The 14,898-nt window shown below is 31.1% G+C and carries 10 protein-coding genes; 8 read left to right on the top strand and 2 right to left on the bottom strand.

Translation table 11 applies throughout. The annotated features are described in order from the left end of the window. The first annotated feature begins 70 nt into the window (after window positions 1–70). On the top strand, window positions 71–460 hold the full coding sequence (tagD, locus tag CWO92_RS24075) for a glycerol-3-phosphate cytidylyltransferase (RefSeq protein ID WP_101356720.1): 390 nt from the start codon (window positions 71–73) through the stop codon (window positions 458–460). A 775-nt stretch (window positions 461–1,235) separates the two neighbouring features. On the opposite strand, the gene CWO92_RS24070 is transcribed toward tagD, so the two are convergent. Then, entirely contained in the window at window positions 1,236–2,357 is a 1,122-nt protein-coding gene (locus CWO92_RS24070; RefSeq protein ID WP_101356719.1) for a hypothetical protein, read from the bottom strand. Between the two features lie 641 nt (window positions 2,358–2,998). Here CWO92_RS24070 and CWO92_RS24065 point away from each other — a divergent pair. The 6 genes from CWO92_RS24065 to CWO92_RS26430 all read left to right on the top strand — a co-directional run bounded on the left by CWO92_RS24065 (window position 2,999) and on the right by CWO92_RS26430 (window position 13,237). Further along, complete coding sequence (locus CWO92_RS24065; protein ID WP_101356718.1) at window positions 2,999–5,005, top strand: DUF6270 domain-containing protein; 2,007 nt, start codon at window positions 2,999–3,001, stop codon at window positions 5,003–5,005. 455 nt (window positions 5,006–5,460) lie between these two features. Further along, window positions 5,461–5,667, top strand: a complete 207-nt coding sequence (locus CWO92_RS24060) for a hypothetical protein (protein WP_101356717.1) — start codon at window positions 5,461–5,463, stop codon at window positions 5,665–5,667. 39 nt (window positions 5,668–5,706) lie between these two features. Beyond that, entirely contained in the window at window positions 5,707–5,904 is a 198-nt protein-coding gene (locus CWO92_RS26715) for a hypothetical protein (RefSeq protein WP_235851672.1), read from the top strand. 1,038 nt (window positions 5,905–6,942) lie between these two features. Further along, the gene (locus tag CWO92_RS24050) at window positions 6,943–7,764 is read left to right on the top strand and encodes a DUF6270 domain-containing protein (protein ID WP_101356716.1); all 822 of its coding nucleotides are present in this window, start codon (window positions 6,943–6,945) and stop codon (window positions 7,762–7,764) included. Between the two features lie 962 nt (window positions 7,765–8,726). Continuing rightward, window positions 8,727–12,299: an Ig-like domain-containing protein gene (locus CWO92_RS24045; RefSeq protein WP_106426833.1), complete on the top strand. Its 3,573-nt coding sequence runs from the start codon at window positions 8,727–8,729 to the stop codon at window positions 12,297–12,299. Window positions 12,300–13,114: 815 nt separating this feature from the next. Next, entirely contained in the window at window positions 13,115–13,237 is a 123-nt protein-coding gene (locus tag CWO92_RS26430; protein WP_268877625.1) for a hypothetical protein, read from the top strand. Between the two features lie 370 nt (window positions 13,238–13,607). On the opposite strand, the gene CWO92_RS24040 is transcribed toward CWO92_RS26430, so the two are convergent. Then, on the bottom strand, window positions 13,608–13,922 hold the full coding sequence (locus CWO92_RS24040; protein ID WP_101356715.1) for a hypothetical protein: 315 nt from the start codon (window positions 13,920–13,922) through the stop codon (window positions 13,608–13,610). A gap of 397 nt (window positions 13,923–14,319) precedes the next feature. Between CWO92_RS24040 and CWO92_RS26215 the strand changes: the two genes are divergently transcribed. Next, the gene (locus tag CWO92_RS26215) at window positions 14,320–14,484 is read left to right on the top strand and encodes a DUF2197 domain-containing protein (protein WP_101356714.1); all 165 of its coding nucleotides are present in this window, start codon (window positions 14,320–14,322) and stop codon (window positions 14,482–14,484) included. Window positions 14,485–14,898 lie beyond the last annotated feature (414 nt).

Genomic DNA, 14,898 nt, shown 5'->3' with positions numbered 1-14,898 from the left:
AAAAGTTGTCTAGTTTAGTGTTGACATACCAATTAGTTATATAATAATTTTAAAGCCCGGAGAGATAAGTATGAAAAAGGTTATAACGTATGGAACTTTTGATTTGCTACATTGGGGTCATATTAATCTCTTAAAACGTGCTAAAGCATTAGGGGATTACTTAATTGTAGCTATTTCATCAGAGGAATTTAATCAATTAAAGGGTAAAAAATCATATCATAGTTTTGAACATAGAAAACTCATGTTAGAGGCAATTCGCTATGTGGATGAGGTTATTCCAGAACATAATTGGGAACAAAAAGAAAATGACATTTCTAAATACAATATAGATATTTTTGTAATGGGGAATGATTGGGAAGGGAAATTTGATTCCTTAAAAAAATTATGTGAGGTAGTATACTTACCCCGTACAGAAGGAATATCGACTTCTCAAATAAAAGGTGAACTAGCTAGAGTATAGGAAAAAAGTTCATTTTGATATTGTGCAAGCATTTTAAAGGGCTTTTGAAACTCTTTAAATGCTTGCTTTAAAATATTGTTTTAAATACTCAATAATTTTTGGTTTTATTCTAACTCCGATTTATATACTTGTTATTCAGGGGAGTTGAAGCTTAATGATGAATAAAAGCAGAAGCTCTACCTAGCATTAGTATCTTTGACATTGACTTTTTGATTTTGAAACATAATCTAATACAATACTTAAAAATTTTCGATAATGTCTTGGTATAAAGTCATTCCAAATATAAATAAAACATACTCATGGGAAATCTTAGACAAATCTATATACTATGCCTCTATTGTTATGAACCCTTTCATTCTATTGTTATATAATACCCCAAGCATTTAATACTTTACTAAAAACAGTTACACTAGTATATCCACCTTTACAGCTTTTAATTAGTTTTTGATTTCTCCATTTTATTAGCAGTGTGCTGATTTGCGAAGCAAGTTTAGTAGATATCAACATAAAAGGTCCATTTTTATTCTAAAAGCTAAATGTTCATTACCGGTAAAATTTAAAATATTCAACTCCTGATCAAAAGAAAAATGTCAAATTGTTAGACCAAAGCAGCCACTTTTTATGATAGATAACACGTTCCTATAATCAAGTTTTTTGAAGTATTATACCTTTAAACTATTTTCATCATTCTAAAAAAGAGCAAATGGTTAAGAATATTCATTAAAAAAGAAGGAAAAGCATAATGCAGTACTATTTCATTAATCATAACCAAGTGTCAAAATTCTTGTTTTGAGTTAATGAACACATTATTTCTAGATATAATATATTTTTGATATTCATCATAATTTCCCAAAAGTTTAATAGCATATTGTTTTATATTATTAAATTGATTTTCTAAAATATTTATGTTTGAAATAACTAGTTTATTTAGTTTGGGAGAATTTGGATTATTAGGGCTGTAAGTTATATCCTTTGTATCTATTTGGATACCTTGATTGCACGATCTAAAATAATTATTTTCTATATTTATATCTTGCCAATTATGGATTCTTACTGCTGTGAAAGTCATGCCTTCAAATACGTTATTCTTAATATTAATTTTAACAAAAGGACTTTGATATGAAGCGGTGTGACTTCCAACACCAACCCCCCATGGAAGCATGCCAGGTAAATAAGAATTTCCAAAATAATTATTATGGATATTTATATTTTTGGATACAGTAAAATCAATATTGCCGAATCCTGTAAAAACTCTTTTAGAAACTAGTCCATCTATTTGAATAGCTTCTGGATACAATTCATTCTTAACCTTTTTATAACCGAGAAATTTATTGTTACGTATCTCTACTTCTTTATTTCCGGCACAGTCAATAGCGTGTCCGGCCATAACATCCTTTACAGTAATATTTTGAACAATTATATTTTTGCCATGGGAAATACCAATAACTGACGGAGTAAAAATACCATTTGCATCCCAAATACCACCGTCTATTATAATATTGGAATTACCATTATATTTATAATAATTTGCGCCTGTGTCTCCATTTAGAAGCATACTTTCTTTATTATTGTATGATTTTAAAAAAGTAGTTGTAGGAGATAAACAAAGCCATGTATTTGAATATATATGCAAGGCATGTGTTAAAACAAAATTTCCTTCTGGAATTAAAACTTTAATAGGTTGTCGAGAATTTTTTGCTGTGTTTAAGGCCTGTTGTATTTGCTGGGTTGGATCACTATTACTTGGAAAATTCACTTGTATTATTTTGTAATTAAGTTTAAACATATTTATTGACTTATTGGTACTAATTTTATGAGATTTATTATAAATCAATAAAATTATAATACATGCAATTAAAATTAAACTTATAATAGTAATTTTAATAAAAGCTCTCAAACTCTTACATCTCCAATAATAGATTGAAATTAACAATTAAATTATATCAGAAAGGTTTTTAAAAAGTAGTTTAAACAATTTAATAGTTAGGGATTAATATATTTTGTGTTTAGACTCTGTTGTAGATAATAAACAACTATTTATATTTAAATGATTTATTATTTTTTTCTATACTTCGTTGTTTACATTACAGTAGGTACTGTGCATGATGATAATTTATTAATCGTTCTTAGAGTTACAAAGGACATAAATAATGCAATATGGGGTAAGAATGTATTATATTAGTTATTATGTAAAAAGACATACAAGAATAGTCATTTGTAAACAGAAAGTATTTATAATATCTTCATATATAGTATTTTGAACCTAGTTATTTATACCTTTAATATTTTCTCTGAACTTAAAAAAATGCTATAATTTACTAAGTGTGTAATGAATTTAATAAAATGTCATATAGTTTATACTTTTTACTTGTTAAAAAATGTATTTTATATGAATACAAAGTATATTACATTAAATTTAAAAATGGTCTAAAGAATACATACTAGCTGGAATGAATGATGGTAGTGAAAGAAAGGTTTAAAATCTTTCTTCAGGTTGAGATAAATAACATTAATTAAAAATAGGGGTCGGGGCAGAAAATGACAGTTGAATTGAAAACATTTATTTATAATGCCGCTACAGGAGATATTAATTTGGAAATTGAGGATAATACCTTCGGGGGAAATGTCGAATTATTATGGCAAAAAAGACAAGATAGTAGTAGATTGGGATTATACGAAGGGAAATATTTCAAATGCAATAAGGAGGGGGAATTGTTAAAGATTTCCCTAAATATTGAAGACATTATCGAAACTATGAATTTAGAAGATAAAGAGATAATGTGGGATTGTTTTTTGACAAACAGAATCAGTAAAATAGGTGTATCCTTTAAGGAGCATTCTGAAAATAAATATCCTTATTATTTTTTAAAAAGCAATAATTTGTTTAAAATTGTACCATATATCACAAAAGGTTCCAAAACTCTTGCTTTATTTTTAAGGCCGGTGATTATTAATGTATCTGTAAATAATATGTCACTAATAGATAGCAAAATTAATGGGAAAATAGAAATAGATTCAAATGAATTAGAAATTAAGAGTACGGATTGTACAATATGTCTTAGAAAACGAGAATGTAAAGATATATTTAATTATACAGATATAATTGATCTTGAAACTATTAATAACGATGAATCTGGTATTTTTGAAAAAAGTATCAATCATTTATTTAAGGATAATGTAGATGATTCTGAATACTGGGATTTGTTTTTAAAGATAAAAAACAAGTCAAGTAACATATTTGTAAAGCCGATTATGAATAATCAAAATCAACTTGAATCTTTAAAGATGACTAATAATCTTTTTAGCGTTGAAACTATTACAAATAATGATAAGAGTATTACTTTTTGTATTAAGCGTAATAAGGTGAATGCCGTAGTAACTTCAGTAATGGAAAACAATAATATTCTTTCCTTCAAAGGAGAGGTTCCGAATAATGGTTATTCTGCTTACAGTTTAGTTAGTAAACACAGAAGGGAAGCGGGTTCTACCTTTGAGTATTATGATATTATTGAAAAACATATAAACATAATAAATAGTACCTTTGATTTTGAAGTCCCTTTCAATGAAATAGTGAGAAATCCTCAAGAAAAAGATATATGGGATTTATTTATACGATGTAAGGATAAAGATGGTGGGTATACAGATCTACCTTTATACGCCCAATATAAAACCAAGCTTATTGCAAAAGATCATAGTGCTTCATTATTTATCAACGGGTTTGGTTATTATTCAATATGGGTTAATATAAATAGAAAATCTAGTGAAAATGTAACTAAAGTTGCTGTTATGGGTACTTGTTATAGTAGGAATGCATTTAATACAAGTGAATATTTTAACCCTACTTACAAAAAAATGTATAATTGTATTTATACACAGTTTCATTCTAATATAATCAGTCTCGCTTCAGAAAAAGTAAACTTTGATACAGAGGATTTTACTCAAAGCGGATTAAAAGAATCTGACATAAATTATATAAAAACTGATTTTGAAAAAAGTTTTTTTGATAATTTAAATAAGGCTAATCCAGATTATTTAATAATAGACCTTTATGTAGATGCTTGCAGAGAAGTTATTCAAATGAATGAAAATTCATTTATAACGTTAAATTATCTTCTTCCACAAACTAATTTTTATAAAAAACTTCAAGGCAAAAAGGTAATTTCATCTTACGATATTAATAACTATTTAGAACTTTGGAAGAAGAGTTTGAAAAAATTCATAGATAAATTATTGCTTATTATACCTGAGGACAAAATCATATTAAATAGAGGACGTCTTACGTATAAGTATAAAGATCATAATAATAATATTATTGAATTTCCTGAAAAAAATTTGATTAAAAGAAATAATTATATTTGGGATAGATTAGAAAATTACTTTTTATATCTTTTACCGAATGTAAAAATTATCGAGATGCGAAATACGAACTATATTGGTTACTATAAACATCCATTTGGAAAAAGCTATGCACATTACGAATCTGGTTATTATAAAGAATTTCTTCATAAGTTAAACCAGATTGTACTAGAGGATAAAAGTAGGTAGTGTTATATCTTGTCATATTTAAGGTAGGCGGCTTATAGATGAGAATACCAGTTTACGAGTTCTCAAGAAGCCTTCTAAAAAAGATCAGTATTATTGACAAAAGGGGGGTTCGGTGTGATTACATACTGAACCTCTTTTATTTTCGTTATTACTTTTTCTATATATCTATAGTTTTTGAAATTTTTCTGCTAATAGGGGAACTAGTAAACTATGAAGAATTGAAAAGTCAAATAGAAGAATATATCCACTTTTATAGCAATGAATGATTGAAAAAATTGGGTGGATTGAGTCCAGTTGGATACCGAACACAATCCAGCCAATCAGCTGCATAGTAAAACTTTAACTTTTGAGGGTAATCACCGTTTTATGGCTTTTTATTGAGTATGAAGAAAGCTATGGTATATAATTGGTGACTTTGTTCGTGATAAAGATGCAGTTAAATCCGCTGTTTTGCAGTGGAAGTAGCTGCTCTTTATAAGGCACAAGGAAAAACATTATTTGGAGGATTGCTAGAGTTTTATGATAAGGTGATTTTATTGAATTATTACGTCACTTCCTTAAATGGAAAAGAGGGTACAGAAGAAATCGCTTCTATATTAAATATATTTATTCAATCTCCGCCAACAGAAATTACTGGTTTCGAAATGACAGCAGTAGAATAGTGTCAAAAATAAGTAAGGACTAATTTACAAAGTGGAGCAATGAAAACAATTCAAGTTCCTAAATCGAATTTATTAAAAAACTTCTTGAAAATGGAGCATGGTTCTGTGTTCGTCCATCTAGAACGGAGCCAAAAGCCAGATTCTATTTTTGTAGTTAATACAAAGAGGTTAGAAGAAGGCAAGGAATTAAATCAACGATTGCAAACTAAAGTAATGGCAATAGAGAGTATGCTGTAATTGGTTGTCTGAAGTAATCATTTATGATTATCTTTCGACGAATTTACCGAAGGTAGGGTATAGACATTCATATACATATAAACATGTAGCTAGATGAAGGATTTTAAATTATGCTTTTAAACTCAAACTTTATTTGTTTCAAAAATTAGTAGTATAAAATGGTAATTCTAAAAGTAACAATCTTGATAATGCTTATAAGTAATTTTTCTGATTAGAATTTGAAGAAGTCCTATTACTCTTGTAAGAAAACGGAAAAATAGGAAGGGATAATGTAATGACTTTATTGTAAAATCAGCTAGATATTCATAAGAAAGCTCGGAAAATTTCCCAGACAATAATCCCGACATCCTATGAAAATCCGACAATATCCAGATAACTATCGTATAACCAGTCCGACAAAAAATTCTAACATTCTATACTGAATCAACAAAACTGATGAATAAAAGGAATACATAAAAGTGAAAGAAAGATGAGAACAGAATGGGTGATTTCTCTATTCATCATTAAAAGTGTTAAAGGGATAGAAGAACTTAACAATTATTTTTTTTAATAAGTCTTTGCATATAAAAATAGAGGGAAATAGGCGATGTGGTTATGTGGAGAAAATATTCTGTAACGAGTAGAATGGTGTTGGTATACGCTATTCAACATAATGTTCTCAAACAACTGATGAAAAAATTATAAATTTTTCTAAAGAAACTGGTGTTTGGAAAGACTGCATTGACACAATACTATGGTGGATTTGACAGATACTAAGAGTGGACGTAGTAGAAAATATAATTTAGGGATACGTTTACTTCGCTTTTATTCTTTAACTGCTTTGGTGCTAGTGACTCTTCTGTCTCTTGAAATTGTTCATGCATTTTTTGATTTTATGTCTAGTAAAACAGATATAAATAGGTGTTTACTAGTAACTTTATAAGTAATCGGATAAAAGAGTGATTATTAATACTGTGATTTATCAATGAAAAAAGTAGAAGAATTATTGGAAAAAATATGTTATATTTAATTCAATTTATAAAATAGAGAGGGTTAAATATGAAGAAAATTGCAGTTTTAGGAAGTTGCGTATCTAGGGATAGTTTTAATTCGAAGTTTATTCCAGACTACAAAAATTATTATTCATGTGTTGTGCATCAAAATCAAACCTCTATGATTTCATTATTATCTGATCCGATCCCGTTTGAAGAATCATTAATCGACAATTTAAGTCCATTTGATACTAAACATTTCAAATCAGAACTAAGCAAAAGTTTTTTTAGTGAAATGGAACTTCATCAACCTGATTATTTGATTATGGATTTTTATGGAGATTTATATTATGGAGTACAAAGGATAGGTAATAGCTATATTACTAATAAAAAGTGGCTATTCCAACAAACGTCTCTTTATAAGTATTTGGATATTCAAGAAGAATTTTTAATTTTCTTTGACCAAAAAGAGTGGTATATGGAACTCTGGAAACAAGGTGTTAAAAAATTATTTACTTTTCTTAGAGAAAAGGTTCCTAATTGTAAGGTCATAATTAATAAGGCTCGCTTTATAGACGAGTATCTTGAGAAGGATACAGGGAAGATGAAAGTAATAAGTAGTAGTAAAAAACACAGGTATATAAACGTACCAATTTATAATCAATGGTGGAATGGGTTGGAAAGCCACATCATCAAAAACTATGATGTAAGAGTATTGGATTACGGGAACGAACACTATTACTCTATTGAAGACCATCCTTGGGGAATGTTTTATGTACACTATAATATGGAATTTTATAAAGATTTTACAAGAAAACTTCTAGGAATTATATTAGAAGATGTTATAGAGGAGAATGAAAGGCTTTCAAGAAATTTATCTTTAGTTTGACGTGTGCTAAGTGTATTTATATATTTGTTCAAATAAGAAATGTGTCAAGTATTCCATATATATTTTGAGCAACTTTAGAATTCTGGATTCTACAGGACTAAGGTTGTTTATTTATTTTAAGCACTAGTGGTGAAAATAAATGCATTGATTAATAGTCGCAATTACTATCTCTTAGGTTCTTGAATGCAAATCAATACCTCACACTTTAAACTACCAAAAGGCTTCCATGCTAAATTATTCCCCTTTTTTGAACATAATAGGAGAGTTCTTACTTTCTTAAGAAGCTTGTGGTAATAGGAGGTAATTCTTTACAACTTGCCGAGATCGATATGTACATCTTACTTTACTTAGGTTCTGTCTTAATGTGCTAATAACCAGTTTTAAATCATTGTTACCATCAACTCTTGGTAATTAACTTATTAATGTATAAGTCTTAAACTGATAGATACAAACGTTTTTGAATATTTGGGGCAGACTTTTTATTTTATAGGAATGGCCGTAAAACTGATTCAGTATATTGGAAACCTCGATTTTTTATTATTTCCCCATTTACCGCTGATTAAATCTAGTATAAAAGTTTCCTTTATTATAAAAGATACTTCCGGAAATAGAATTTGTTATGCAGGAGGATCTAACGGGTCCTGTTAAAGTTTTAGGATGCATTTAAAATAAATAGGTTCCTGTGGTCAGCATCACTATTTCATTAATCCTTCTAAGTATATAAATAATTATAATGTAGCATCTGAACAGTAATAAACTTACAATCCCTTTTGAGTACGGAATAAAATGTTACACAGAAGGGGATTTCTCATTTGAAATTGATGTAATCATTTTGTGAGTATTATCTCGAGCTACCATAGATTTGAAGACCTCGGCGCAAGATAACTCTTTTTTTACCCTATAAATATAGTAAAGAATCCATTATCAGAGTAAAATTATGATAGACAGGAAAGGAGGACAATATGAAAATAGTGAGGAATATTTTTTACTTATTATTTGCATTTATATTGTTATTCGGAGTACCAATAGGAGCTTTTGCCCAAAGTTCTACCTATCAAAATGAGCAGCCATCCAAAACTGTAAATGATAGTATCAAGCAAAATACGAAACCGTATTTAGATAAGATAGGAAATCAAAATTATCTTAATCCAGGTGATTATCCACTTATGCAAAACGGTCAATCTCTTAGTCCTTTACATGATAGTGTTGGCAGTTATCATTATCTTACATATATGTCGACGTCGGATTACTCCGATACAAAATTGCAAGTACTTCTTCGTCATGGAAACGATGACTCTAGTCAGGATTCGTATTTAAATGTGGAGTTTTATACAAATAATAATGGGAATATGTCTTATTTAGGTAGTTTTACAACAAATGTTGGAGAGGCTGGCGGAACGTTAGATTTGGGAATTTCCGTCGATAAATCTCTTTATGAAAATGATCCATATATTTATATGAGAGTCGGGATTCTTAGAAGCGTCTCAGATACTTATTATTCTGCAGCTACTTATTTTAAGGTGACCAATCCATTCTTTCAAGAATCCACCCAACAAAGTGATTCGCAATATTATGAATTAATAAGTAATGAATCTACTGAATCAAGTCAAGTAGAAAGCGCAGGGTCATTTCAAATTAATAATGACCAATATGCTTATAGTAAAAACATTAATAAGTCAGCATATAAATTAGACTATGTGGTCCCTTTTGATGCAGAAAAATATCAAGATAACACGGTAAAAAGAAGTGAGAGGTCAATTCAAGCAAACTATCAAACAGGGGATAGCAAATCTTTTTATGTACAAAATACAGATACTGGTGCCTATTCCACTATTAATGCGACCTTACTCTATAGTGGAACACACGCAAATGTATGGGTGAATAATAATGAAATTAATGCAGACCAAGCTGCTTTATTAGGAAAGGAATTTGATAGTCGCATTTATCCATTAGATGTGAATAATTTTGGAAACCCGTCTGATGTGGATCATAATGGAAAGGTGAATATCTTATGTTATGACATTCAAGATGGATTCAGCGGTTATGGTGGGTATGTAGCTGGATATTTTGATCCAAAGGACTTATATACTACCTCATATTCCAATCAATCAGAAATCTTTTATATAGATACATATCCACTGATGGGCATGTCTTCGTCAAAGGATGTGTCAGAAGCGTACTCAACTCTTGCTCATGAATTTCAGCATATGATTAATTTTAATCAGAAGGTTCTTGTCCAGGGAAATTACGAAACTGACACCTGGATGGATGAAGGGCTTGCGATGGCTGCGGAGCAGATCTATTCTGGCGCAGCATTGCAGGATCGCATCGATTACTATAATAATGATACGGACATCACAAATGGGCATTCCTTGCTCTATTGGGATTATTATGGAGACACTCTAGCAAACTATTCTTTATCCTATTTGTTTATGGAATATTTGAAGGATCAATGCGGCCAAGGTGATGGTATTTTTAAAGAATTAATCAATGACCCACACAATGATTATTTGGCGGTGCAAGACCTTATACACAAGTACATTAATCCGAATTTAACCTTTGGACAATTTATGACAGCTTTCCGTGCAGCCCTTGTCCTGAAGGAAAGTTCCGGATTATATGGTTTTAAAGGGGATAAAAATTTTGACTCTGTGAAAGTGAAACCTTATAGTGGTTCAGCGCTGAATTTAAAGGGAGGCGGCGCTGTGATAAGAAACCTAAGCTCTAAAGAAAGTTTCTCTGTTCCACAGGATAAAGGACAGGATGTAACCTATACACTTTTATCCAAGGGCAGCGAAATTCCTACAAAACCACTAGTCCATTCAGTGGGTGATAAAGATACTTATGTAAGTGGTACTGCAGATCCAAATAATACGATTATTATTACTGTGAACGGTACGAACATAGGAACAGGTGTAGTAAGCACTACTGGTTCTTTTAATATAAAAATTCCAAGTCAAAAGGCAGGCACTAAATTACATATATATGCGACGGATGCGAAAGGAAATAAGAGCGGAGAAACGCTTATAACGGTTTATGATAATACACCTCCAGCCACACCTATTATAAACGGTGTGAGTGATCAAGATACATCTGTCACTGGTAAGGCTGAAGCATATTCGACAGTTTCTATTATGGTGAACGGTAACTTGCTTCGTTCCGGAGCTGCTAAAGCAGATGGAACATTTATTATTTCTATTTCTAAACAGAAAGCGGGAACAAGGTTAGTAATTTTTGCAGAAGATGCATCACACAATAAGAGCGCAGGCACAACAGTAACGGTAATGGACAAGACTCCACCTGCAAAACCAAAGGTTGGAGTAGTCAGTGATGCCACAACTACTGTTACTGGAACGTCAGAAGCGAATGCATTCATTACCATAAAAAGAGGAAGCACCAAAATCGGAAGCGGGAAAGCAAGCAGCAAAGGTTCTTTTGCTATCAAAATAGCAAAACAAAAAGCGGGCACGGTGCTAACAATCTATGCGGAAGATGCATCACACAATAAGAGCGTAGGTACAACAGTAACGGTAATGGACAAGACTCCACCTGCAAAACCAAAGGTTGGCGTAGTCAGTGATGCCACAACTACTGTTACTGGAACGTCAGAAGCGAATGCATTCATTACCATAAAAAGAGGAAGCACCAAAATCGGAAGCGGGAAAGCAAGCAGCAAAGGTTCTTTTGCTATCAAAATAGCAAAACAAAAAGCGGGCACGGTGCTAACAATCTATGCGGAAGATGCATCACACAATAAGAGCGTAGGTACAACAGTAACGGTAATGGACAAGACTCCACCTGCAAAACCAAAGGTTGGCGTAGTCAGTGATGCCACAACTACTGTTACTGGAACGTCAGAAGCGAATGCATTCATTACCGTAAAAAGAGGAAGCACCAAAATCGGAAGCGGGAAAGCTAATAGCAAAGGTTCTTTTATTATCAAAATAGCAAAGCAAAAAGCGGGCACGGTGCTAACCATCTATGCAGAAGATGCATCACATAATAAGAGTGCAACAGCATTAAAGGTGATTGACAAAACAGCTCCTTCTCGTCCTATCGTTTCAAGCTTTGGGGATAATCAATCAATGATTGTAGGGAAGGCCGAACCTGGATCTATTGTCACCATCAAAAAAGGAAAAATAATTCTCGGAAAAGCGACCGCAAACAGTAAAGGTGCGTTCAAAGTAAGAATAAAGTCCAGGCAAAAAGCTGGTACAACATTGACCGCTTATACAACCGATAAAGCTGGGAATCAAAGTAAAGGGAAAGCTTTTAAGGTTGTGGATAAAACACATCCTTCCGTACCAACGGCTAGTAAAATAACAACAAAATCCACAAGTATTTCAGGAAAAGCCGAAAAAGGTGCAAGGGTCTATCTGTATCATGGAAGCAAATGTATCGGGAAAACAACTGCAGACTCAAAAGGGAAATATAAAATGAAAATAAGTAAGCAGAAAAAAGGTGCTTCACTGAAACTTTATGCACAAGATAAAGCAAAGAATAAGAGTAAATATAAATATTTGAAAGTTTATTAACAAGATATCCCCAATTGGATAAAAAGCTATGGTGTCTACCTGTACTGGACAGCCGATAGCTAAAACTGTAAAGACGATGCAGTAGTTAGCCGGATAACCATTTACTAGTTTTATAGAGCAAACGGAACAAAGATTGACGAGGAAGAACATTGAAGAAAAAAATCCTTATTTCGGGAATCGCGGTCGTTTTATTATGTATGACTCTGTGATTCTAAGTTCCATACATTTATAGTAACTTCAAAGGACTAGAGGCCAAATCCATCAAAAGCTAAAACCTATAAATTAAATGTTATAAAAACGTCTGTACCAATGGAAATCAAAAGTATAAAGTAACATGGAATCCGAAATATAAACCTGACAAATATACTAGTCCAGTCAATGTGGTGGTTTTAGATACCCAAGTAATAAATAAAGGTTCACAAAAATTATCCTGGTTCCTTGATCAAGCCATTTTCTCTTTAAATACAGGAGAGCAAATGTAGATGCTTTTGGTTATAGTGATAAGTTAGGAGGAACCTTTTTAGCAAAATCAAATAAAAAGGGAAGAATCATCTTAAAAGTAAAAAACAATCTTGATAAGGTTAAATCAACACAAGAATGTATGGATGATCCTTTTAATTATAATTTTGATGAAGCAGGGCCAGAATTAAATTTCACTAGTAAGTTTCGATAAACCGTCCAATTGGGCGGTTTTTTCCTTCAAAGAGACTTAATGTAAAATAAATTGGTACATTTATCTAATATTAATAGCTTTCTCATCTTATTCTAATGAAAGGCTAGTATATTAAGTGAAAGCTTTTAAGGGGGCAATAATTATGTGGATACGTTTAATTCCAATTGTGTTTTTTAGTATGACTGCTTTGTCATTAATAGCCTTTCAGTCGCTCGAAATAATACATGCATTTTTTGATTTTATTACCCATAAAACAGATATTTAATAAATGCTAAGATAGAAGAGAGAGAGTTCGTCGATAAAAAGACGAGCTCTTTTTCGGTTAAAACTAAATAAAATAGTTGGTTTTGATTATTTAACGGGGTGGAGTGGCTATCATACGACATCACACCATGGGCATTTGTAACACCTTTAAAAGTGTCCATTAAAGGATCAGCCCATTTGGATTTATAATAATGGTATACTTATGTTGTTACAGGCAGATATGATACCATGACGATATCTTCAATTTTAGACATAGGAGTATTTTCTTGAAGGATAGGATAAACAGCAATGGTATAATAAAGAACAAGAAATTCTTAAGAAAAATGCTTTGAAAACATCAAAGGCTGACTTAAGTAGTCAGCCTTTTAACATTATGCAACCTTAGAAATAATTAGCTTATTTTCTAATAAAGCTCTTGATTCGTCATTAGCGGGTTGGTAGCCTTTTTCAATTAGTTCCTTTATGTATATTTTATTGTATACAAAGGAAAACACAATACCGGTAACAAAAGAACCAATTCCGAGAGTAAATGAACCGAGTACTGCTTCAATAATAAGCATTATAATAGCCCATTTTAAATCCCCACGGAATAATGCTGGTAAAAAGCCAAAGAAAAAAGTAGTCCAACTAAATCCTACTTTAACTTGCTTTGTCACTCCACCAGAGTTTTTTAGAACAGCTTTCATCAAGATAACCCCCATTTTTTTAATCGAAGGCAGGAATAAAGAATGAATATAATAAGTTAATAGAACTGTTTACAGGTTCCTTACCATCGTAAATACAATAATAAAACAATATATGACAAAAGGCGAGGAAATTTTTCACTTTTTGTAATTTAACTAGTTAAAATATGCTAGTTTACTTTAACGGAATTTCATTGTTTTTGTGATTCAATTTTGAGGGAAAAAACTATTTATTTGTAGGAAAAAACAGATTAATAATAAGTTGATTAAAATCATATTGATGGGTACAAACATTGAATTAATGAGACAGTCTTATATTATATCTTCAGTAATATACTATAGAACTGGTTACCCTCCGATAAATCAACTAAAACGTAATGTGTCGCTTAGGAGGATAGTAATGATTTACTATGAGATACTCTGTTATAGTTGTAAAAGAAAATTCAAGGTATACGAAGGTTCGTTAAAATATAAACAATTCAAGGAAAAAAGGAATAGAATTTTTTGTTGCGAAGATTGTAGTCATAAGATACGCATGGATGCTATTAAACATTTCTTTAGATAGTTATTTGGTGAGTGTCTTTCTAATAGATTGGTAACGGGGGTAAGAGTAAAAGGAGAAGGGATTGCCAAGGCGAGGTTCTTTTGTTCAACTACAGTGGCAGTATTCCTATAATAAATGTATTTAAAAAAGACAAGTCTATGAAGAAATGTACCTAAAAAAAGGATGCTATTGTTATAAAGCCGATACTTAAATTGCTAAAGAAAAATCTATTTTGAGTAATATTTTTTGAAACTAAATTATTTACCGTAAAATATGGGTTTGTAAGGTGTTTTGATCAAACAATAATTTAGAAGTAAACAATCCAAAAAGTAGTAATCTTTTTTTAGACAATAATAATTCCTGGTTTTGAAAGAAATTTCTCCATATGAAATAGTTTTTAGCAAAAAAAGAGGCTGGGACAAAACCCACCTCTAA

The sequence above is a fragment of the Heyndrickxia camelliae genome (assembly GCF_002844575.1).
GTDB classification, from domain to species: Bacteria; Bacillota; Bacilli; order Bacillales; family Bacillaceae_C; genus Margalitia; species Margalitia camelliae.
The sequence above is the reverse complement of the archived record's forward strand: the minus strand, read 5'-3'. Positions and strand labels throughout refer to the sequence as shown.

What these genes read in the sequence shown, in the direction of transcription:
- tagD (WP_101356720.1), top strand. Translation starts at nt 71, where the DNA reads ATGAAAAAGGTTATAACGTATGGAACTTTTGATTTGCTACATTGGGGT.
- CWO92_RS24065 (WP_101356718.1), top strand. Translation starts at nt 2,999, where the DNA reads ATGACAGTTGAATTGAAAACATTTATTTATAATGCCGCTACAGGAGAT.
- CWO92_RS26715 (WP_235851672.1), top strand. Translation starts at nt 5,707, where the DNA reads ATGAAAACAATTCAAGTTCCTAAATCGAATTTATTAAAAAACTTCTTG.
- CWO92_RS24050 (WP_101356716.1), top strand. Translation starts at nt 6,943, where the DNA reads ATGAAGAAAATTGCAGTTTTAGGAAGTTGCGTATCTAGGGATAGTTTT.
- CWO92_RS24045 (WP_106426833.1), top strand. Translation starts at nt 8,727, where the DNA reads ATGAAAATAGTGAGGAATATTTTTTACTTATTATTTGCATTTATATTG.
- CWO92_RS26430 (WP_268877625.1), top strand. Translation starts at nt 13,115, where the DNA reads ATGTGGATACGTTTAATTCCAATTGTGTTTTTTAGTATGACTGCTTTG.
- CWO92_RS24040 (WP_101356715.1), bottom strand. Translation starts at nt 13,922, where the DNA reads ATGAAAGCTGTTCTAAAAAACTCTGGTGGAGTGACAAAGCAAGTTAAA.
- CWO92_RS26215 (WP_101356714.1), top strand. Translation starts at nt 14,320, where the DNA reads ATGATTTACTATGAGATACTCTGTTATAGTTGTAAAAGAAAATTCAAG.